Genomic DNA, 18,029 nt, shown 5'->3' on the forward strand with positions numbered 1-18,029 from the left:
AGCCGATTTCTCGGCCCGGGAGAGATATGTAAAGGATGGCTGCAATGACGAACAAGCCCCTGATGGCAAAGGCCACCGCCGTGTGGCTGGTGGACAATACGACGCTCAGCTTCAAGCAGATCGCGGATTTCTGCGGCCTGCACGAGCTGGAAGTACAGGGCATCGCCGATGGTGACGTCGCCACCGGCGTGAAAGGCTTCGATCCGGTCGCCTCGAACCAGCTCGATCAGGAAGAGATCGACAAGGCCGAGAAAGACCCGCTGCACAAGCTGAAGCTGAAGTTCAACAAGGCGGCGCTGGGCGAGGACAAGCGTCGCGGCCCGCGGTACACCCCGCTGTCGAAGCGTCAGGACCGTCCGAACGCGATCCTGTGGCTGGTGAAATTCCATCCGGAACTGGCCGATGCGCAGATTGCGCGTCTCGTTGGCACCACCAAGCCCACGATCCAGTCGATCCGCGAGCGCACGCACTGGAACATCCAGAACATGACCCCGATCGATCCGGTCGCGCTGGGTCTTTGCCGCCAGTCGGAACTGGATATCGAAGTGCAGAAGGCCGCGAAGAAAGCCGCCGCCGAAGGCGTGATGAGCGATGACGAGCGCCGCAAGCTGGTCTCGACCGAGCAGTCGCTGGGCATGCCCGACGAACCGCGTCTGCCCTCGGGCATCGCCGGCCTGGAGAACTTCTCCTCCTCCGATCTCAAGCAGGAGACCGAGGAAGAGGAAGAGACCGCGGACAATGCCGACTATTCGGACGCGGACAGCTTCTTCAACCTGCCCGACGACAACGAGGACGAGGACGAAGACGACAACCACAAATAAGTTGTCGCCATTGCGAAAGATCAGGGCCGCCCCATCGGGGGCGGCCTTTTCACATTGCGGGTGCGTCGTTTCGCGCCGCTGAGGATGGAAAAGGAAGACGGGCGACGAATGAACCGTCGCCCGTCGCTGATATGGCGGAGTGAGCTGCTCGAGAGGCGGCCCTGTTCCGCTGTAGCTGCGACTTACTGCTTCAGCACCACCGGCTGGAACGAGAACACGGCGTCGGATTTCGGATCGACCGCCATCTCGACCCAGCTGTTGTCGCTGCTGCCGAAGACCTCGACGCGGGTGAAGTTCGCGGTGCTGCGGCCATCGGGCTGGATCATCGGCTTGTCGACCTTGAAGTAATGGGAGTCGCCATGGACCAACAGGACCTGACCTTCGAAGTTATGCGTCTCCTCGACGAGAGTCTTGTAGAAGTCGGTGAAGCCGTTCTTGTCGTCGAGGGTCGGAAGGAAATCCTCTTCGTAGCCGCCGTCGCTTAGCTCGAACGGGAAGAAGATGTCGGCCTGAATGTCGATCAGGATGCCCGCGTCGTTATTCTCGCGCGCCTTCGCGAAGGACTCCTTGAGCCATTCGACGTTCTTCGGATTGCGGGCTTCGTATTCCGCGGTTGCGGCATCGCAATCGGCCTGCGTGCGGTCGGATTTCTTGGTGCACTGCTTGTCGGTCACGACGAGGTTGTTGTTGCTGCCCGGCACGTTGAGGGCCACGAACATGACGTTGTCGCGCTCGAAACGGCTGTTCTCGCTGTAAGCTTCGCCCGGCGAGCCCTGACGTTCGACGTCGATCGGGTTCTGGCCTTGCGACTTCGCGGCAGCAAAGAAGGTCTTGCGCAGGTAGGACAGCCGCTCGACCGGGTCGTAGCTGCCGTTGTTGGTCCGGTGGCAGTCGACCCATTCATTATCGCCGAGGGCGTAGAGTGTCGGCATGTCGAGGCGGTTGAAGATCGCCTGCACGTCCGCCCCGATCGCCTGATCGGTGCACTCGCTGCTGCCGCTCTTGGTATCGCCGGCGAAGATCGTGAAGTCGAGATCGTGTGCGTTCATCGAGGCGACGGTCTGGTCGATCCAGTTCGCCTTTTCCTCCGGGTCCTTGCTGTAGAACTCGTCGCCCCAGAGCGCGACCTTCAGCACGCCCGCGTCGGAGGCGGATTGTGCATGGGCCGGAGCCAACAGGGCAGTGGAGAGAACGGCGGCAGCGAGAGCCGCGCAAAGCGTGATCGAACGGGAAGGACGTGGCATATATACCCCCAAGGTAGACTTGATATGACGAAGGCCCAGAGGGTGGCGCGGTGCATCGGGCGGCAGACCGTCGGCTCGGGGCGCTTCGGGCGTCATAATACGCCGGGCTGTGACAGCCCGCTGACGCAGGGGCGAAGGATTTGTGACGCGGGCCGCGCCGCCACCGGCTGGACAGTCGCGACCCCGGGCGCGATGCTCCCGTCGAGAAGAGGGAGGAACAGATGCCGGAATTCGCCACTTATCCGAGCCTGAAGGGCAAATCCGTGATCGTGACCGGGGGCGCCTCGGGGATCGGAGCGCTGATCGTGGAAGGCTTCGCCGCGCAGGGGGCGAAGGTCGGCTTTCTCGACCGCGATGCGGAGGGGAGTGCGGCGGTCGCGAAACGGCTGGGCGTCGAGTACGAGCTGTGCGACCTGCGCGACATCGCCGCGATGAAGGGGGCGCTGGGTCAGCTGCGCGAGAAGATCGGCCCCGCGGATGTGCTGGTGAACAATGCCGCGCGTGACGACCGCCACGACTGGCGCGAGATCGATGCGGAGTACTGGGACGAACGCCAGCACACCAACCTGCGCCACATGTTCTTCGCGATCCAGACGGTTGCGCCGGACATGATCTCGAAAGGGGCGGGGTCGATCATCAATATGGGCTCGAATTCGTGGTGGGAGGCCGGCAGCGGTTTCCCGGCCTACGCGACGGCGAAAGCGGCGGTGCACGGGCTGACCCGCACGATGGCACGCGAGTTGGGCGGGCATCGCATCCGGGTCAACACGGTCGTGCCGGGCTGGATCATGACGGATCGGCAGAAAACACTCTGGGCGACGCCCGAGGCGCTGGAGGATCATCGTCGCAATCAATGCCTGCCGGATCTGATCCAGCCGGAATATGTCGCGCGGATGGTGCTGTTCCTCGCGTCCGACGATGCGGCTATGTGCACCGCGAACAACTACATGGTCGAGGCGGGTTCGATTTAATCGGGTTGCGGCGCGTTGTTCGACGGCGCGTCGCTTCGCCCGGTCTCCAAGGGCTCGACAGGTTCGATCTCGACCTGCGCGAGTTCGGTTTCGAGGAATTTCTCGAACGCATCGAAGTCCAGCGGTTCGAACTGGCCGAAACCCTGAATCCATGTCGTCGCGGCAGACATTGCGAGCGGCTCCAGTTTGCACCATTTCACCCGGCCGCGTTTCTCCTGCGAGATCAGCCCGGCATTTGTCAGGATCGCGAGGTGCTTGGAAACGGCGGCGAGCGACATTTCGAAGGGCTCTGCCACGTCGGTCACCGCCATGTCGTCTTCGAGCAGCATCGTCAGGATCGTCCGCCGGGTCGGGTCGGCGAGCGCGGCGAAGATCGCATCGAGAGAAGGGGCGGGCGGCGGTAGCATCGCTCCTTGATGGGGCGGTACGCGACAAACGTCAACCGATCGGTTGAATATGCCATTGCTCGCATTTCCGTGAGCTTGGCGCGGCGCGAAATTGATGCCTATTTTCAAAATCGTTACGGATCAATGGGTTGCGCGGTGCCTTCAAGGGGCTATCCGGAATTGACTCAGGCTGGGGGCGCGGCTATCACGGCTGGGACCTGAGTGGGGGCCGAACCATGCCTGATCACCGCTCCGACGAGCCCGATCCTGAGCGCCTCGCAGCGCTTGAGAAGAAGCTTGCGGCAGTGAGAAAGACGCAAGAACCGCCTCCGCAACGTGCCGATCATCATCTGTCCCAGGCGAACATGGCCTGGCGTATGGTGATCGAAATGGTTTCGGGGCTGGGGATCGGCTTCGGCATCGGATACGGGCTTGATGTGCTGCTTGGCACGATGCCTTGGATGATGGTGCTGTTCACGCTTCTCGGGCTCGCGGCCGGGGTGAAGGTGATGCTTCGCTCGGCCAAGGAAATGAACGAAGAGCGTGCGGCCGACATGGCCGATGAAGAGGAAGACGACCGTGGCAAATCTTGAACAGGAAATGCGCAGTGAACTGACCTTCCACCCGATGGATCAGTTCATCGTTAAGCCCCTCTTCGGCGAGGGTCCGGTTCACTGGTACACGCCGACCAATGCGACGCTGTGGATGGCGATTGCCGTTCTGGCGATCTTCTTCATGCTGGTCATCGGCACCCGTGGCCGCGCCGTGGTACCCTCGCGCGCCCAGTCGATCGCGGAGCTGTCCTACGGCTTCATCCACAAGATGGTCGAGGACGTGGCGGGCAAGGACGCGCTGAAGTTCTTCCCCTATATCTTCACGGTCTTCCTGTTCATCGTCTTCTCGAACTTCCTCGGCCTGCTGCCGCGCGGCTTCACCACGACTTCGCATATCGCGGTGACCGGTCTGCTGGCAGTCGCGGTGTTCGTTGCGGTGACCGTCATCGGTTTCGTCAAGAACGGCGCGGGCTTCCTGAGCCTGTTCTGGGTGGCTTCGGCCCCGCTGGCGCTGCGCCCGATCCTCGCGATCATCGAGGTGATCTCCTACTTCGTGCGTCCCGTCAGCCACTCCATTCGTCTTGCGGGCAACATGATGGCCGGCCACGCGGTTATGAAAGTGTTCGCCGCCTTCGCGCCGCTGATCCTGTTCTCCGGCGTCGGCCTCGCTGTGACCCCGCTGTCGATCCTCGCGATCACCGCGATGTACGGGCTCGAAGTTCTCGTGGCCTTCATCCAGGCCTATGTCTTCACGATCCTGACCTGCGTCTACCTGCGCGACGCGCTGCACCCGGCACACTGACCGGATCGCGGATCGAACCAGTTCACCAAGTTTCTGCCACTTCCAACCTCAAGGAGTTACGACAATGGAAGGCAATATCGTTCAAATGGGTGCTTACATCGGCGCTGGTCTGGCCTGCATGGGCATGGGCGGCTCGGCTATCGGTGTGGGCAACGTTGCCGGCAACTTCCTGTCGGGTGCCCTGCGCAACCCCTCGGCGGCCGCTGGCCAGACCGCGACCCTCTTCATCGGCATCGCCTTCGCAGAAGCGCTCGGGATCTTCTCGTTCCTCGTCGCTCTGCTGCTGATGTTCGCAGTCTGATCCAGCACGCTTTTCCTTGAGGGCGGGTGGGCTCATTCGGAGCCCATCCCGTGACCCGCAAGGGGATTTGTGATCAGGGTCGAGGGACGACATGGCAAGCGAAACGCAAAATACGGCGCACGCAGCCGCTGATGCGGCCCAAGGCGCGGCACATTCCGCGCAGCAGGGCGGCATGCCGCAGCTCGACTTCTCGAGCTACCCGAACCAGATCTTCTGGCTTCTGGTCGCTCTCGTCGCGATCTACTGGCTGCTGACGCGCATCGCACTGCCCCGGATCGAGGCAGTTCTCGCCGACCGTCAGGGCACGATCGCGGGTGACATCGCCGCGGCCGAGGACTTCAAGCGCAAGGCCGAAGAGGCCGAAGCCGCTTACGAGAAAGCTCTGGCCGAAGCACGCGCTCAGGCGCAGAAGATCGCAGGCGAAACCAAGGCCGAGATCCAGAAGGACCTCGACGCGGCCATCGCCAAGGCAGATGCCGAGATCGCGGCACGCTCCGCGGAATCGGAAGCGCGCATCGCGGAAATCCGGGACGGCGCACTTGCAGCGGTCGATCAGGTCGCCAAGGATACCGCCGGCGAGATCGTCGCGGCTCTGGGTGGCAACTCGGACGCAGCGGCTGTGAACGCAGCTGTCGAACAACGGCTGAAAGGGTAAGACGATGAAGAAACTCTCGCTTCTCCTTCCGCTCGTGGCGGCACAGCCCGCCTTCGCGGCAACTGGTCCGTTCTTCTCGCTGTGGAACACGAATTTCATCGTGACCATCGCCTTCATCATCTTCGTGGCCATCGTGCTCTACGCGAAGGTGCCGGCGACGCTGGGCAAGATGCTCGACAAGCGTGCGGCGAACATCCGTTCGGATCTCGACGAAGCTCGCAAGCTGCGTGACGAGGCACAGGCGGTTCTGGCCAGCTACGAGCGCAAGGCGCGCGAAGTGCAGGGGCAGGCCGACCAGATCGTCGCCGCCGCCAAGCGCGACGCCGAAGCCGCCGCAGAGAAGGCCAAGGAAGATCTGAAGGTCTCGATCGAGCGCCGCCTGAAGGCCGCTGACGAGCAGATCGCCTCGGCCGAGGCGCAGGCTCTGAAAGAGGTCAAGGACCGCGCCGTGTCGGTCGCCGTGGCCGCCGCCGGCGATGTGCTCGCGAAGCAGCTGAGCGCGTCGGACCGCGCCGCGATGATCGACAGCTCGCTTTCGGAAGTCGAACAGCGCCTGAACTGATCTTCCCTTACGGGTGACATTGAAAACCCCGGTCCGATGGGCCGGGGTTTTTCTTTATTCAGCGGTTATGTTCGAGACGTAATCGCGCGGTGGCCTCGTTGCGCTCGGCCCGGCGCATCGCCGCCATCTCGACCTCGACGAATTCCATATGGGCCGCGATGGCCTTGCGCGCGGAGTTGGCGTCGCGGCGCTGGATCGCATCGTTGATCGCGCGGTGCTGGTCGAGCAGCTTGCTGCGCGTGCCGCGGTTCTTGAACATCATGGAGCGGTTGTAGAACACGCCTTCGGCCAGAAGATCGAACATCGCGCGCATCATATGGATCATGATGACGTTATGGCTCGCCTCGATGATCGCCATGTGGAACTGCGCATCGAGCTGCGCTTCCTGCGTGGGATTGCGCTTTGAATGGGCCGCTTCCATCTGAGAGAACAGGGTCTGGATCACTTCGAGATCGGTGTCCGAACCGCATTGCGCGGCGCGCTCGGCGGCCAGTCCCTCCATGTCGCGGCGGAACGAGATGTAATCGAACAGCGCCTGGTCGTTGCGGGCGAAGAGCCGGATCAGGGCGGGCGAAAAGGCGGAATCGAGCACTTCAGCGACATAGATGCCCGCCCCGGCGCGGGTCGTCAGAAGGCCGGATTCCTGCAGCTCCGCGACCGCTTCGCGCAGACTTGGGCGCGACACGCCGAGACGCTCGGAGAGCTCTCGCTCCGAGGGGAGGCGCTCTCCTGGGCGCAGGATGCCCTGCAGGATGAGCTGCTCGATCTGGCGCACGACGGCATTCGCGAGCTTCTCGGATTCAATCTTCTGAAACGGCATTTCCCCCTCCATGTGGTCAAGATGTATGACCAGATCAGGGGGTAGGCAATGAAAAAAGGCCGGGATTTCCCGGCCCTTTTCCCGCTCTGATGAGCGATTTAGTTGTTCGGACGAATGATGAATTCGACCCGGCGGTTGGCCTGACGGCCTTCCGGCGTGAGGTTGCTCGCGATGGGCTGATCCTCGCCACGACCGGTCGGGATGACGCGGTAGCTCGGGACGCCGCCATTGATGAGGACATTGGCCACCGACTGCGCGCGCTGACGCGAAAGGCGCATGTTGTAGGCCGCATCGCCGGTGTTGTCGGTGTGGCCGACGACCTCGACGGTGGTATCCGGATAGCGGTTGAGGCTGCCGGCGAGCGTGTACAGATCGCGCTGCAGATCGGGGCGCACGGCCGCGCTGTCGGTCGCGAAGAGCACGTCTTGCGGCATCGTCACGATCAGCTGGTTGCCCTGACGCACGACGCTGACGCCGTTGGTGGTCAGGTCGCGACGCAGTTCCTGTGCCTGACGGTCAAGCTGCGAACCGATCGCGCCGCCGATCACGCCGCCGACGATTGCGCCGGCTGCGGCTTTGGTCAGCTTCTCGTCGCCTTTGCTTTTCGCGCCGAGGGCGCCGCCGATCAGCGCACCGGTGATCGCACCGGCATTGCGATTTGCGTTCGGGCTCTGGTCGGGGTTGTTCGCCCCGGTATAGCCGCCCGGCACACAAGCGGTGAGCGCCATCGCTGCGGCGGCACTCAGAAGAATGGTTTTGGTCTTGAGAACGGTGGTCATGTTCTGTCTCTGCCTTCTCTGGTCGCCCCATGTTTCGAGGCTTGACGGAAGATACGCGTAAAAAACGCGCAGGTTCCATGCCCTTTTCGCGAAGCGCGGAATTCCGCGCATCATCTGCCGGTAGAAGCGGCGGAGCGACGCTCAATCTGCCTCTGCACGGGCGCCTTCCCAGCCCAGAATCGCGCGTTTGACGCCCAAACCCCAGTGATAGCCGCCCAATCCGCCCGATTTGCGTAAGGCGCGGTGGCAGGGAATCAGGAAGGAAATCGGGTTGCGGCCTACGGCGGTGCCGACGGCGCGGACCGCTTTCGGGTGGCCGATCGCCTCGGCGATGTCGGAATAGGTCGTGACCTGTCCCGAGGGGATCGAGAGCAGCGCCTCCCACACCTTGATCTGGAAGGGCGCGCCGATCAGCGTCAGTTTCGCCTCGCCATGGCGGGAGAAGGCGGCGTCGACCCAGGCGCGCAGCGGCTCGGCGTCTTCGGTGAAGCGGGCCTCGGGCCAGCGGCGGGCGAGATCGTCAAATGTCTCCTGCTCGCCCATCTCGGCAGTGAAGCCCATGCCGCAAAGCCCCTGACCGGTGCCCATCGCGATCACCGGGCCGAAGGGGCTGTCGAACCGTCCCCAGCGGATCGCGACACCTTCGCCGCCACGCGCGAAGGCGCCGGGCGTCATCGCCTCCCAGCGCAGAACCAGATCGTGCAGACGGCCCGTGCCGGACAGTCCCGCACGGTCGGCCACCTCGTCGAGCGGCAGGCGCTGGCTCAGCAATTCGCGCACGAAGTCGAGCGTCAGATATTGCTGGTAGCGTTTCGGCGACACCCCGACCCAGGCCGAGAACAGCCGCTGGAAATGCGCGGGGCTCATCGAGAGCCGCGCCGAGATCGCCTCGAGCGTCAGCAACTCGCCCGCCGCCTGCGCTGCGTCGATCTCGTCCAGCGCGCGGGCGATGACCTGATAGTGGTAGCTCTCGGCAATGTCGCTGTGGTCGTTCATCACGCACCTCTTGGTTCTCTTCGATCCTAGGGCGCAGGCGGCAGCCGCGCGACCCGAAAGCTGCGGTTTTCGCGCGGCCTTGCCCTTCGCGCGCGTGGCGGGCATTAGGAAAGCATGGCCAAGCAATTCGATTATGCCACGATGAAAGAGGTCTTCGCGCGGTTCGAAGCCTCCGAGCCCCATCCCAAGGGGGAGCTCGAGCACGTCAACGCCTATACGCTGGTGGTGGCCGTGGCGCTGTCGGCGCAGGCGACCGATGCGGGCGTGAACAAGGCCACGCGGAAGCTTTTCGCCGTGGCCGACACGCCCGAGAAGATGCTGGAGCTGGGCCTTGAGGGCGTGACCGAGCATATCAAGACGATCGGTCTCTTTCGGCAGAAGGCGAAGAACGTCATCAAGCTGAGCCAGATCCTCGTCGATCAGTATAACGGCGAGGTGCCATCCTCGCGTGCCGCGCTGCAATCGCTGCCGGGTGTGGGGCGCAAGACCGCGAATGTCGTGCTGAACATGTGGTTCGGCCATCCCGCGCAGGCGGTCGATACGCATATATTCCGGGTCGGCAATCGCAGCGGCATCTGCCCGGGCAAGGATGTCGACGCGGTCGAGCGCGCCATCGAAGACAACGTGCCCGTCGAGTACCAGCGCCACGCCCATCACTGGCTGATCCTGCACGGTCGCTATATCTGCGTGGCGCGCAAACCCAAATGTCAGGCCTGTCCGATCAAGGATCTGTGCCAGTTCGACGAAAAGACCGTGTGAAACACGAGGAGAAAAACCTTTGAAACAGTATCAGGTCGTCGGCATCGGCAATGCCGTCGTGGACGTGATCGCGCAATGCGACGACAGCTTTCTCGAGCATATGGGCATCGAGAAAGGCATCATGCAGCTGATCGAGCGCGAGCGCGGCGAGACACTTTACGGCGCCATGAAAGAACGCACGCAGGCGCCGGGCGGCTCGGTTGGCAACACGATCGCGGGGCTGGGCAATCTGGGCCTGACCACCGCCTTTATCGGCCGGGTGCGCGACGACACGCTGGGCCGCTTCTATGAGGCGGCTCTGCATGGCGAGGGCACGGATTTCCCGAACCCGCCGGTGAAGGATGGCGAACTGCCGACCTCGCGCTCGATGATCTTCGTGACGCCGGACGGTGAGCGTTCGATGAACACCTATCTGGGGATTTCGGCTGAGGTCTCGACCGAGGATGTAAGCCTCGAGGTGGTCGAGAACACGCAGATCCTGTTCCTCGAAGGTTATCTCTTCGACAAGGATCACGGGAAGGCCGCATTCCTGAAGGCGGCGCAGGGCTGTCACCGGGGCGGCGGCAAGGCGGGGATTGCGCTGTCAGACCCGTTCTGCGTCGACCGTCACCGCGCCGATTTCCGTCGTCTGGTGCGCGACCAGATGGATTACGTGATCGGCAACCAGCACGAATGGGAATCGCTTTACCAGACCGATCTGGATGCGGCGCTGAAACAGGCCGCTGAGGAATGTGAGATGGTGGTCTGCACCCGCTCGGGCGACGACGTGATCCTGATCCGTGGCGAGGAGCGTGCGACGGTTCCGGTCAAGCGCGTGGTGCCGGTCGATGCGACGGGCGCGGGGGATCAGTTCGCGGCGGGCTTCCTCTATGGCTACGCGACGGGGCAGAACCTCGAGACCGCGGGCAAGATGGGCTGCGCCGCGGCGGCCGAGGTGATCGGCCATTATGGCGCGCGCCCGGAAGTGGATGTGAAGGCGCTGTTCGCAGAGCGCGGGCTCATCTGAGCCTGTCCGGCGCGCCCGGGATCAGGGCGCGCCGCCAACCTTAACGCATCAACAGCATCGGCCCGAGCGGGCGACCTGCGAGGATATGCAGATGGTAATGCGGCACTTCCTGCACGCCATTCTCGCCCGCATTGGTGATGCCGCGATAGCCCTCGCCGCCTTCGCCCGGGCTCGCGCCGGTCATCTTGCAGACCTCGGCCACGGTGCGGTGGAAATCGACGATCTCTGCATCGCTGGCTTCGGCGCAGAAATGATCGAGCGCGACATAGGCGCCTTTCGGGATCACCAGCACATGCTCGGGCGCTTTCGGGGCGATGTCGCGGAAGGCGAGCGTATGCTCGGTCTCCAGAACGGTGTCGTTCGGGATCTCGCCGCGCAGGATTTTGGCGAAGATGTTCTGATCGTCATAGGTATAGGCCATGGCCTCTCTCCTCAGTCGCGGAAGATGTAGTCGAGTTCGGCCAATTCCTGCGCCATATCGGAGGGGATGTCGAGCGCATGGGCCAGCGCGCGGGCGTTGTCTTCGATCTCGCCGCCCTCGCGCATGAGCGCGTAATTCTCGAACTCGGCATCGCGGAGCCGTTCGGATTCATGATGCAGGTCGGCGCGGATCGTCGGCAGCATCTGATCGAGCACCTGCGGCGGCGTATGATGCCCAGCGAGGCCCACGCGTTGCGCGTGCCCCTTGAGATAGTCGTCGGAGAACTGGCACTCGATCTCGAGGATGCGGGTCTGGCATTTGTCGCGGGTGAAATCCTCGATCACGTCAAGCTCGGCCGGATCGACGGAGATCACCATGCGGTCGGCGTTCTCATGGTCGAACACCATCCGCATCAGGGCGCGGCGATGACGGTTGCGCTTTTCGGGGCTGGTCTCGATGCCGCCGAGATCGGGCAGAGGGGCCATCTCGTTGAAAACGTAATCGAGCGCGGGGATCGAGGAGCGTTTGCGGAACTCGGCCACCAGCCGCTTCGCGACATGCCATTTCTTGCACAGGATCAGGGTCAGCGTGCGCTCGCGCCCCAAGGTCGCCTCCGCCTCCCAGAAGCGCGGTGCGAAGCGACGGCCGACGCGACCGCGCCCGGTCAGGAAGCGATGCAGCGCGCGGCCTTCGTTCGAGACGGCGAATTGGACACCCTCGCGTGTCCACAGCTCGCCCAGACGCTGCTTCAGCTCCTTCGCCTCGGGGCTGATCTTGCGCGCGAAAAGGTAATCCTGCGCGAGCAGCAGGTCGTAATGGTCGTTGTAGAAATTCGCCGGCATCCCGTAATCGGTGAACATCAGGAAGGTCAGCGTCCGGGCACGGATCTCGGTCTCGGGGATCAGGTGGTGGACGATGGTCTGAAAGAAGGTCTCGTCCGGAATCCATGTCGTGCGGAAGAACCGCATCACATCGGGCCGCGCCTTGATGAAATCGAGCACCTGCTCCATCGTGCGCCGCCGCAGGCACCACCATTGCGAGCCGATCATCATCTGCAGATCGCGCGGCACCTCGCGCGACAGCTTCAGCCGTTTCTGCAGGTTATAGGCAAGGTAGAACCGCTTGGGCTGATTGCGCTCGTTGAACCAGTGGCGATAGACCAGCCGGTCCTCCTTCATCCCGGTCTTGATCCAGCCAGACGAAAAGAAGTCGAAGCTTTCGATGTAATCGACCTCTTCAGCGTCGAGAAAGTCATGCGCGTATTCGGCCGATTTGATCTGCATGCAATCGCCCGAGAGCATGTAGAAATGCGTGGCGCGCGGGAAATCGGCGACGGCGGCTTTTACCGCCTCCAAGGTCGCGGCGACGAGGCTCCATTCGCCCCAGCCGCATTTGACGCGCTTTTTCGCGAAGGTGACATTGGGATTGGCATCGAGCGCGCTGCGCAGCTTGCGGTAATGCTCTGGTTTGGCGCGGGCATCGAAATGGATCGCCACATAATCGCCGGTCTGCGTCAGTCGTTCCGCCTGAGCGATGATCCCGTCCGGGTCCTTATGGGTCAGAAGAATAAAGGCGATTCGGGCCATACGGGAAACGATGCGCTGTCACTTGCTGGTATTATCCGACTTGTTAGCCGGAATGAGCGTTGAAAAGACAGGGTTTCTTTGCTCTTTACTCGATATTTATTATGTCTGCGTCACCCATTCACGGGTGCGCGACCTTCTGGAGGGCTTTGAATGGGATTTCCCGGAACCTGGATGACCGAGAGCGAAAGCATGGTGTATCGCGTCGTGCCGAAATGCGCCTGCTCCTCCATCGGGCAGATCATGTTCTATTCCGACCACGGGAAATTCTTCGACGGCGATATCCACGATTCCAAGACCGGGCTGCATAAGTGGTCGCAGGAGGAAAGCCAGACGCCGATCACCGAGAACGTGGTGGCGCACAAAAGCTACGCCTTCACCTGCGTTCGCAACCCGTATCAGCGCATCCTGTCGAGCTTCTTCGACAAGATCGCGGGCATCCAGCGCAACGGCAAACGCTATCGCGGAAATCTGGTGCCGCAGCTCGTGCAGAAATACGGGATCGAGGTCGGCTCGCCGGAAGATAACTTCGATTTCGACCAGATCGCCTCGTTCCGCCGCTTCTTGCTGTTCGCGCGCGACACGATCCGCTGGCGCCGCCCGATGGAGCCGGACATTCACTGGTCGGCCATGTCGGGCCATATCTCGACCTTCATCGTCAATGGCGGCCGCTACGACAACATCTTCTTTACCGAGAAATTCAACGAGGGGATGCAGTCGGTGCTCGACGCGGTCGAGACGCCGGTGAAGGTCGATCTGGCCGACGTGCCGCGGTTCAACGAATCCGAAGGGCACGGGCCGAAGCGTGCGCATAAGGTCAGCGATTATTTTGACGACTTGTCGCGCCACCTGATCTGGGAAATCTACAAGAAGGATTTCCAGCTGTTCCAATACGACTTCGACGATCCGGACAACAAGATGCCGGTGGGCGAGGTCGATCTGGACGAGGTGCACGCAAAGCTGGGCGACTGATCACCAGCGTTTCAGCGCGTCCTCATCCTCATCCTTCGCGGCGACCCAGGAGGTGCCTTCGGGCTCGTGTTCCTTCTTCCAGAAGGGCGCGCGAGATTTCAGGTAATCCATCAGGAATTCGGCCGCCTCGAAGGCAGCGACGCGGTGGCGTGCGGCGGTGGCGACCATCATGATCTGCTCGCCCACGGCGAGACGTCCATGGCGGTGGATCACGGTCACGTCCGACAGGGACCAACGCTCGACCGCCTGATCCACGATATCCGCGATCGCGCGCTCGGTCATGCCTGGGTAATGCTCCAGCTCCAGCGCCTCCATCGCGCCGGTGTCGTCGCGTACGATGCCGGTGAAGCTGACGACCGCGCCGACATCCGCGCGGCCCGTGCCGAAATCGGCAAGCTCTGCGCCCAGATCGAAGGGCTCGGCCTGAACGGAGACTTTCATTTCAGCCTCCCGTCATCGGCGGGAAAAAGGCCACCTCGCGCACACCTTCGAGGGGCGCATCGAACTCTGCCAGGTCCTGATCGAGCGCGACCCGAAGCGCCGAGACGTCGGCAAAGGCCGCCTCGTAGCGCGGCTCGCGCGCTTTCAGCTCCTCGACCAGATCGGCCACTGTTTTTGCCTCGGTCTCGACCTTTTCCCTCGGCAGGCCGATCCGCTCGCGGACCCATGCGAAATAGAGAACGTCAATCATGGCTCGGCTCCTTCAGATAGGGCAGGGCCTTGCGGAAATAGTCCCAGCCGGTGATCGCGGTCAGCACGGCGGCGATCCAGATCAGCGCAAGTCCGACATGGGTCGCGACATCGGCGGGAGTGGCCCCCATGCGGATATCACCTTCCCCCGCGCGCGGGGCTTGACCCTGTTCGAGATAGGCGAGCCCGGTACCGAGGAACAGCACGGCGATCGCCACCATCTGCGCGGTCGTTTTCCACTTCGCGAGCTTGGTCACCCGCAGCCGCCCGGCATCCGCGCCGAGGAATTCGCGCAGCCCCGAGACGAAGACCTCGCGGAACAGGATCACGGTGGCGGGCAGGATCAGCCAGGGGTTCATGCCCGAGTAGCCGGTCAGCACCACAAGCGCGATCACCACCATCGCCTTGTCTGCGATCGGGTCGAGCATCGCGCCGAAGCGGCTCTCCTGCTTCCACGCCCGGGCAAGGTAGCCATCGAACCAGTCGGTGATTGCTGCGCCGATGAACAGCGCGAGCGCCAGCCAGTCGGCCCAGGGCCGCGAGAAATAGAGGAACATGACCGCCACGCCCGGGGCAGCCAAGAGCCTGAGCACGGTCAGGATATTGGGAAGGGTCCATTTCATGGGAGGCAACCTAGCTGCGTGCTTGGCAAAGCGGAAGAGGGCGCGTTAACGGGTCGCGGGATCGCGATATGCATGCACCGTGCCGCGTCGGTCGGTCACATGCCAGTCTCCGGGACTGTCCCCCGGCGTGAAATGGTCGGACGTGATCGGCACTTTGCCATGCCCACCGGGGATGTCGAGCACATAGGTCGGCAGCATGGTGCCCGAGCAGCGGCGGCGCAGCTCGGCCATCAGCGCGCGGCCTTCCGCGATGGTGGTGCGGAAATGCGAGGTACCGCGCGCGAGGTCGCAATGGTGCAGGTAATAGGGTTTGACGCGCAGCTTGGTCAGGGCGCGGAACAGGCCCTCCAACGCGTCGGCACTGTCGTTGATGCCCCGCAGCAGTACGGTTTGAGAGAGCATGGGGATGCCGTGATCGACAAGTCGCGCGATGGCGGTGCGGGCGGCGGGCGTCAGTTCCTGCGCGTGGTTGGTGTGCAGCACGATCCACGCAGTAGGCGCCTTGCGCAACAGAGCGCAAAGCTGATCGGTGATGCGCTCTGGCGCGACGACCGGAACGCGGGTGTGGAGCCGGACCTGGTCGAGATGGGGGATGCCGGAAAGACGCTCCAGCACCGCGCCGAGCCTGCGCGTCGACAGCGTCAGCGGATCGCCCCCGGTCAGGATCACCTCGCGAATGGCCGGGGTCGCGGCGATATAGTCGAGCGCCTGCGTCAATTGGTCTTCCGGCAGCGGCCCGTTCTCCCCCACCGTCTCGCGGCGGAAGCAGAAGCGGCAATAAACATCGCAGGTCTTGGTGATGTGCAGGATCACCCGGTCCGGATAGCGATGCGTCAGCCCGGGCGCTGGGGAATGGGCATCGTCGCCGATGGGGTCTTCCATTTCTTCGGCGCGGGTCACCAACTCCGCCGCGGAGGGCACGAATTGCGCGGCCACCGGATCGGTCGGATCGGCGATGGCCCCACGCATCTCGGGTGTCACGCGGATGCGGAATTCCTTGGCGACGCGCTCCAGATCGACGCGCGCCCCCGAGGCGGTCAGACCGTCGCGTTCGAGATCGGCCACGCGGGTCAGCGCGCGGGGGTGGCGGCTGTGATCGGTCATCTCAGCCCTTCTCGTTGAAGAAATTGTGGATGGTCTCGGCCATCGCCTCGGAAATGCCGTCGACCTCCATAAGATCGATCGGGGCCGCGCGGCTCACCGCCTTGGCGGAGCCGAAATGCGCCAGCAGCGCGCGTTTGCGGGCCGCGCCGATGCCCGGAATTTCATCCAGCGGGTTCGCCATCTGCGCTTTGGCGCGTTTCGCGCGGTGCGTGCCGATGGCCCAGCGGTGCGCCTCGTCGCGCAGGCGCTGGATGTAATAGAGGACCGGCGATTGCCGGGGCAGGGCGATCGGGCGCTGGCCGGTGCGGTGGAACTCTTCCTTGCCGTGGTCGCGGTCGACGCCCTTCGCGACGCCGACCATCGCGACGTCACTCACGCCCATCTCGTCCATGATCTCGCGCACCGCCGAGACCTGGCCGGCGCCGCCGTCGATGAGCAGCAGATCGGGCCAGGATTCGGATTTGCGCTCTGGGTCTTCCTTCAGCAAACGGGTGAAGCGGCGCGTCAGTACCTCTTTCATCATCCCGAAGTCGTCGCCCGGCGTCAGGTCGGCGTTCTTGATGTTGAACTTGCGATACTGGCTTTTGATGAAGCCCTCGGGCCCCGCGACGATCATGCCCCCCACGGCATGCGCGCCCTGAATATGCGAGTTGTCGTAGACCTCGATCCGCTGCGGCGGCTTCTCCAGCCCGAAGGCTTCGGCCACGCCAGCCAGCAGCTTCGCCTGCGCCGCGGTTTCCGACATCTTCCGACCGAGGCTCTCGCGGGCGTTGCGCGCGGCGTTCTCGACGAGTTCGGCTTTCTCGCCCCGTTGCGGCACGGTGATCTCGACCTTGCGCTCGGCGCGCTCGGAGAGGAATTCGCTTACCAGTTCCTCATCCTCGACTGGGTGCGACAGCAGGATCAGCTTCGGCGGCGGACGGTTCGTGTAGAACTGCGCGATGAAGGCCTGCAGGATTTCGGGCGCCTCGGCGCCGGAGCCGGTCTTCGGGTAGAAGTCGTGATTGCCCCAGCTTTGGTTCGCGCGGATGAAGAAAACCTGAACACAGGCCTGCCCGCCTTCCTGATGGAGCGCGATGACATCGGCCTCGGCGGTGGTACGAGGATTGATCCCCTGGCTTTGCTGCACGTTGGTCAGCGCCTTGATCCGGTCACGGAGCGCAGCGGCGCGCTCGAACTCCATATCGTCCGAGGCTTGCTGCATCTGCTCCGCCAATTCACGCTGGATCGTGGTGGACTTGCCCTGCAGGAAGCGCTTCGCATCGTCGACCAGCGCTGCGTAATCCTCCTCGGAGATCTTGCCGACGCAAGGCCCCGAACAGCGTTTGATCTGGTATTGCAGACAGGGGCGTGTGCGGGTCTCGAACATCGAATCCGAGCAGTTGCGCAGCAGGAACACCCGCTCCAGCTGGTTCAGCGTGCGGTTCACCGCGCCAGCGCTCGCGAAGGGGCCGAAGTAATGTCCCTTCTCTTTGCGCGCGCCGCGATGCTTCTTGATCATCGGGTAGGGGTGATCGGTCGCGATCAGGATGTTGGGAAAGCTCTTGTCGTCGCGTGCGAGAACGTTGTAGCGCGGCTTGAGCTGCTTGATCAGGTTCTGCTCGAGCAGCAGCGCCTCGGTCTCGGTCCGCGTCGTGAGGAACATCATCGAGGCGGTCTCGAAGATCATCCGCGCGATCCGTGCCGAGTGTCCCGAGGGCCGCGCATAGTTCGAAACCCGCGCCTTCAGGTTGCGCGCCTTGCCCACATAGAGCACCTCGCCCTTCGCGTTCAGCATCCGGTACACGCCGGGCGATCCGTCGAGACGCTTGAGGTAATCCGCGATCAGAGCATGGCCCGTAAGCCCGTGTTGCGGGCGCGTGGCCGCCGGGGGATCGAGGGTGTCCTTGTTGTTCTCGTCATCATTCATGAGCAGGCTTCGATTCTCCCCCGTGGCTGCAACCTCGCGCGACCGTTTTCAAGAAAAAACATGTCCACGAA

General features: G+C 63.3%; 22 protein-coding genes. 10 read left to right on the forward strand and 12 right to left on the reverse strand.

Annotated features, from left to right (window positions below):
• Positions 1–44 precede the first annotated feature (44 nt).
• A complete protein-coding gene (locus tag B6V75_RS09155; RefSeq protein ID WP_075773894.1) occupies positions 45–821 on the forward strand; it encodes a cell cycle transcriptional regulator TrcR in 777 nt (258 codons plus the stop codon).
• A 182-nt stretch (positions 822–1,003) separates the two neighbouring features.
• On the opposite strand, the gene B6V75_RS09160 is transcribed toward B6V75_RS09155, so the two are convergent.
• The gene (locus B6V75_RS09160; RefSeq protein WP_088719500.1) at positions 1,004–2,065 is read right to left on the reverse strand and encodes a hypothetical protein; all 1,062 of its coding nucleotides are present in this window, start codon (positions 2,063–2,065) and stop codon (positions 1,004–1,006) included.
• 221 nt (positions 2,066–2,286) lie between these two features.
• On the opposite strand from B6V75_RS09160, the gene B6V75_RS09165 reads away from it, so the two are divergent.
• Positions 2,287–3,036, forward strand: coding sequence for an SDR family oxidoreductase (locus B6V75_RS09165; RefSeq protein WP_088719501.1), 750 nt, complete (start codon positions 2,287–2,289; stop codon positions 3,034–3,036).
• Here the strand turns inward: B6V75_RS09165 and B6V75_RS09170 are convergent.
• Positions 3,033–3,443, reverse strand: coding sequence for a metalloregulator ArsR/SmtB family transcription factor (locus B6V75_RS09170; RefSeq protein ID WP_075773897.1), 411 nt, complete (start codon positions 3,441–3,443; stop codon positions 3,033–3,035). The genes B6V75_RS09165 and B6V75_RS09170 overlap by 4 nt on opposite strands.
• Positions 3,444–3,658: 215 nt before the next feature.
• Between B6V75_RS09170 and B6V75_RS09175 the strand changes: the two genes are divergently transcribed.
• The 5 genes from B6V75_RS09175 to B6V75_RS09195 all read left to right on the forward strand — a co-directional run bounded on the left by B6V75_RS09175 (position 3,659) and on the right by B6V75_RS09195 (position 6,296).
• Positions 3,659–4,015, forward strand: a complete 357-nt coding sequence (locus tag B6V75_RS09175) for an AtpZ/AtpI family protein (RefSeq protein ID WP_075773898.1) — start codon at positions 3,659–3,661, stop codon at positions 4,013–4,015.
• A 7-nt stretch (positions 4,016–4,022) separates the two neighbouring features.
• Positions 4,023–4,778 (forward strand): F0F1 ATP synthase subunit A, encoded by a 756-nt coding sequence (locus B6V75_RS09180; RefSeq protein WP_233243003.1) that lies wholly within the window; start codon positions 4,023–4,025, stop codon positions 4,776–4,778.
• 64 nt (positions 4,779–4,842) lie between these two features.
• On the forward strand, positions 4,843–5,079 hold the full coding sequence (locus B6V75_RS09185) for a F0F1 ATP synthase subunit C (RefSeq protein ID WP_038144344.1): 237 nt from the start codon (positions 4,843–4,845) through the stop codon (positions 5,077–5,079).
• A 91-nt stretch (positions 5,080–5,170) separates the two neighbouring features.
• A complete protein-coding gene (locus B6V75_RS09190; RefSeq protein ID WP_075773900.1) occupies positions 5,171–5,734 on the forward strand; it encodes a F0F1 ATP synthase subunit B' in 564 nt (187 codons plus the stop codon).
• Between the two features lie 4 nt (positions 5,735–5,738).
• On the forward strand, positions 5,739–6,296 hold the full coding sequence (locus B6V75_RS09195) for a F0F1 ATP synthase subunit B (RefSeq protein ID WP_075773901.1): 558 nt from the start codon (positions 5,739–5,741) through the stop codon (positions 6,294–6,296).
• A gap of 58 nt (positions 6,297–6,354) precedes the next feature.
• Here the strand turns inward: B6V75_RS09195 and B6V75_RS09200 are convergent, their stop codons facing one another.
• The 3 genes from B6V75_RS09200 to B6V75_RS09210 all read right to left on the reverse strand — a co-directional run bounded on the left by B6V75_RS09200 (position 6,355) and on the right by B6V75_RS09210 (position 8,891).
• Positions 6,355–7,116, reverse strand: a complete 762-nt coding sequence (locus B6V75_RS09200; RefSeq protein WP_075773902.1) for an FCD domain-containing protein — start codon at positions 7,114–7,116, stop codon at positions 6,355–6,357.
• A gap of 98 nt (positions 7,117–7,214) precedes the next feature.
• The gene (locus tag B6V75_RS09205) at positions 7,215–7,895 is read right to left on the reverse strand and encodes an OmpA family protein (RefSeq protein WP_075773903.1); all 681 of its coding nucleotides are present in this window, start codon (positions 7,893–7,895) and stop codon (positions 7,215–7,217) included.
• 141 nt (positions 7,896–8,036) lie between these two features.
• Positions 8,037–8,891 (reverse strand): bifunctional helix-turn-helix domain-containing protein/methylated-DNA--[protein]-cysteine S-methyltransferase, encoded by an 855-nt coding sequence (locus tag B6V75_RS09210; protein ID WP_088719502.1) that lies wholly within the window; start codon positions 8,889–8,891, stop codon positions 8,037–8,039.
• A gap of 114 nt (positions 8,892–9,005) precedes the next feature.
• On the opposite strand from B6V75_RS09210, the gene nth reads away from it, so the two are divergent.
• Together nth and B6V75_RS09220 are read left to right on the forward strand one after the other, a co-directional pair.
• Complete coding sequence (gene nth, locus B6V75_RS09215) at positions 9,006–9,650, forward strand: endonuclease III (protein WP_088719503.1); 645 nt, start codon at positions 9,006–9,008, stop codon at positions 9,648–9,650.
• A 19-nt stretch (positions 9,651–9,669) separates the two neighbouring features.
• Entirely contained in the window at positions 9,670–10,656 is a 987-nt protein-coding gene (locus tag B6V75_RS09220; protein ID WP_088719504.1) for an adenosine kinase, read from the forward strand.
• Between the two features lie 40 nt (positions 10,657–10,696).
• Here B6V75_RS09220 and B6V75_RS09225 read toward each other — a convergent pair whose 3' ends face one another.
• Together B6V75_RS09225 and B6V75_RS09230 are read right to left on the reverse strand one after the other, a co-directional pair.
• Positions 10,697–11,077: an HIT domain-containing protein gene (locus B6V75_RS09225; RefSeq protein ID WP_075773907.1), complete on the reverse strand. Its 381-nt coding sequence runs from the start codon at positions 11,075–11,077 to the stop codon at positions 10,697–10,699.
• 11 nt (positions 11,078–11,088) lie between these two features.
• Positions 11,089–12,663 carry a DUF5928 domain-containing protein gene (locus B6V75_RS09230; protein ID WP_088719505.1) on the reverse strand — a complete coding sequence of 525 codons (1,575 nt, stop codon included), beginning with the start codon at positions 12,661–12,663 and terminating at the stop codon, positions 11,089–11,091.
• A 150-nt stretch (positions 12,664–12,813) separates the two neighbouring features.
• On the opposite strand from B6V75_RS09230, the gene B6V75_RS09235 reads away from it, so the two are divergent.
• Positions 12,814–13,632, forward strand: a complete 819-nt coding sequence (locus B6V75_RS09235; protein ID WP_088719506.1) for a sulfotransferase family protein — start codon at positions 12,814–12,816, stop codon at positions 13,630–13,632.
• On the opposite strand, the gene B6V75_RS09240 is transcribed toward B6V75_RS09235, so the two are convergent.
• Genes B6V75_RS09240 through uvrC form a run of 5 tightly spaced genes read right to left on the reverse strand, consistent with a single transcriptional unit; the run spans position 13,633 to position 17,958 of the window.
• A complete protein-coding gene (locus tag B6V75_RS09240) occupies positions 13,633–14,073 on the reverse strand; it encodes a molybdenum cofactor biosynthesis protein MoaE (RefSeq protein WP_088719507.1) in 441 nt (146 codons plus the stop codon).
• A gap of 1 nt (position 14,074) precedes the next feature.
• The gene (gene moaD / locus B6V75_RS09245) at positions 14,075–14,323 is read right to left on the reverse strand and encodes a molybdopterin converting factor subunit 1 (protein WP_088719508.1); all 249 of its coding nucleotides are present in this window, start codon (positions 14,321–14,323) and stop codon (positions 14,075–14,077) included.
• Positions 14,316–14,945 (reverse strand): CDP-diacylglycerol--glycerol-3-phosphate 3-phosphatidyltransferase, encoded by a 630-nt coding sequence (gene pgsA / locus B6V75_RS09250; protein ID WP_075773912.1) that lies wholly within the window; start codon positions 14,943–14,945, stop codon positions 14,316–14,318. The genes moaD and pgsA overlap by 8 nt, the downstream gene beginning before the upstream one ends.
• A 45-nt stretch (positions 14,946–14,990) precedes the next feature.
• The gene (locus B6V75_RS09255) at positions 14,991–16,049 is read right to left on the reverse strand and encodes a lysine-2,3-aminomutase-like protein (RefSeq protein WP_088719509.1); all 1,059 of its coding nucleotides are present in this window, start codon (positions 16,047–16,049) and stop codon (positions 14,991–14,993) included.
• Between the two features lies 1 nt (position 16,050).
• Entirely contained in the window at positions 16,051–17,958 is a 1,908-nt protein-coding gene (gene uvrC / locus B6V75_RS09260) for an excinuclease ABC subunit UvrC (protein ID WP_088719510.1), read from the reverse strand.
• Positions 17,959–18,029: the final 71 nt, after the last annotated feature.

The organism is Thioclava sp. F1Mire-8, assembly GCF_002213165.1.
Taxonomy (GTDB): Bacteria; Pseudomonadota; Alphaproteobacteria; order Rhodobacterales; family Rhodobacteraceae; genus Thioclava; species Thioclava nitratireducens.

Excerpts from the sequence above, each read along its gene's own strand:
- B6V75_RS09155 (WP_075773894.1), top strand. The coding sequence starts at position 45 with ATGACGAACAAGCCCCTGATGGCAAAGGCCACCGCCGTGTGGCTGGTG.
- B6V75_RS09160 (WP_088719500.1), bottom strand. The coding sequence starts at position 2,065 with ATGCCACGTCCTTCCCGTTCGATCACGCTTTGCGCGGCTCTCGCTGCC.
- B6V75_RS09165 (WP_088719501.1), top strand. The coding sequence starts at position 2,287 with ATGCCGGAATTCGCCACTTATCCGAGCCTGAAGGGCAAATCCGTGATC.
- B6V75_RS09170 (WP_075773897.1), bottom strand. The coding sequence starts at position 3,443 with ATGCTACCGCCGCCCGCCCCTTCTCTCGATGCGATCTTCGCCGCGCTC.
- B6V75_RS09175 (WP_075773898.1), top strand. The coding sequence starts at position 3,659 with ATGCCTGATCACCGCTCCGACGAGCCCGATCCTGAGCGCCTCGCAGCG.
- B6V75_RS09180 (WP_233243003.1), top strand. The coding sequence starts at position 4,023 with ATGCGCAGTGAACTGACCTTCCACCCGATGGATCAGTTCATCGTTAAG.
- B6V75_RS09185 (WP_038144344.1), top strand. The coding sequence starts at position 4,843 with ATGGAAGGCAATATCGTTCAAATGGGTGCTTACATCGGCGCTGGTCTG.
- B6V75_RS09190 (WP_075773900.1), top strand. The coding sequence starts at position 5,171 with ATGGCAAGCGAAACGCAAAATACGGCGCACGCAGCCGCTGATGCGGCC.
- B6V75_RS09195 (WP_075773901.1), top strand. The coding sequence starts at position 5,739 with ATGAAGAAACTCTCGCTTCTCCTTCCGCTCGTGGCGGCACAGCCCGCC.
- B6V75_RS09200 (WP_075773902.1), bottom strand. The coding sequence starts at position 7,116 with ATGCCGTTTCAGAAGATTGAATCCGAGAAGCTCGCGAATGCCGTCGTG.
- B6V75_RS09205 (WP_075773903.1), bottom strand. The coding sequence starts at position 7,895 with ATGACCACCGTTCTCAAGACCAAAACCATTCTTCTGAGTGCCGCCGCA.
- B6V75_RS09210 (WP_088719502.1), bottom strand. The coding sequence starts at position 8,891 with ATGAACGACCACAGCGACATTGCCGAGAGCTACCACTATCAGGTCATC.
- nth (WP_088719503.1), top strand. The coding sequence starts at position 9,006 with ATGGCCAAGCAATTCGATTATGCCACGATGAAAGAGGTCTTCGCGCGG.
- B6V75_RS09225 (WP_075773907.1), bottom strand. The coding sequence starts at position 11,077 with ATGGCCTATACCTATGACGATCAGAACATCTTCGCCAAAATCCTGCGC.
- B6V75_RS09230 (WP_088719505.1), bottom strand. The coding sequence starts at position 12,663 with ATGGCCCGAATCGCCTTTATTCTTCTGACCCATAAGGACCCGGACGGG.
- B6V75_RS09235 (WP_088719506.1), top strand. The coding sequence starts at position 12,814 with ATGGGATTTCCCGGAACCTGGATGACCGAGAGCGAAAGCATGGTGTAT.
- B6V75_RS09240 (WP_088719507.1), bottom strand. The coding sequence starts at position 14,073 with ATGAAAGTCTCCGTTCAGGCCGAGCCCTTCGATCTGGGCGCAGAGCTT.
- moaD (WP_088719508.1), bottom strand. The coding sequence starts at position 14,323 with ATGATTGACGTTCTCTATTTCGCATGGGTCCGCGAGCGGATCGGCCTG.
- pgsA (WP_075773912.1), bottom strand. The coding sequence starts at position 14,945 with ATGAAATGGACCCTTCCCAATATCCTGACCGTGCTCAGGCTCTTGGCT.
- B6V75_RS09255 (WP_088719509.1), bottom strand. The coding sequence starts at position 16,049 with ATGACCGATCACAGCCGCCACCCCCGCGCGCTGACCCGCGTGGCCGAT.
- uvrC (WP_088719510.1), bottom strand. The coding sequence starts at position 17,958 with ATGAATGATGACGAGAACAACAAGGACACCCTCGATCCCCCGGCGGCC.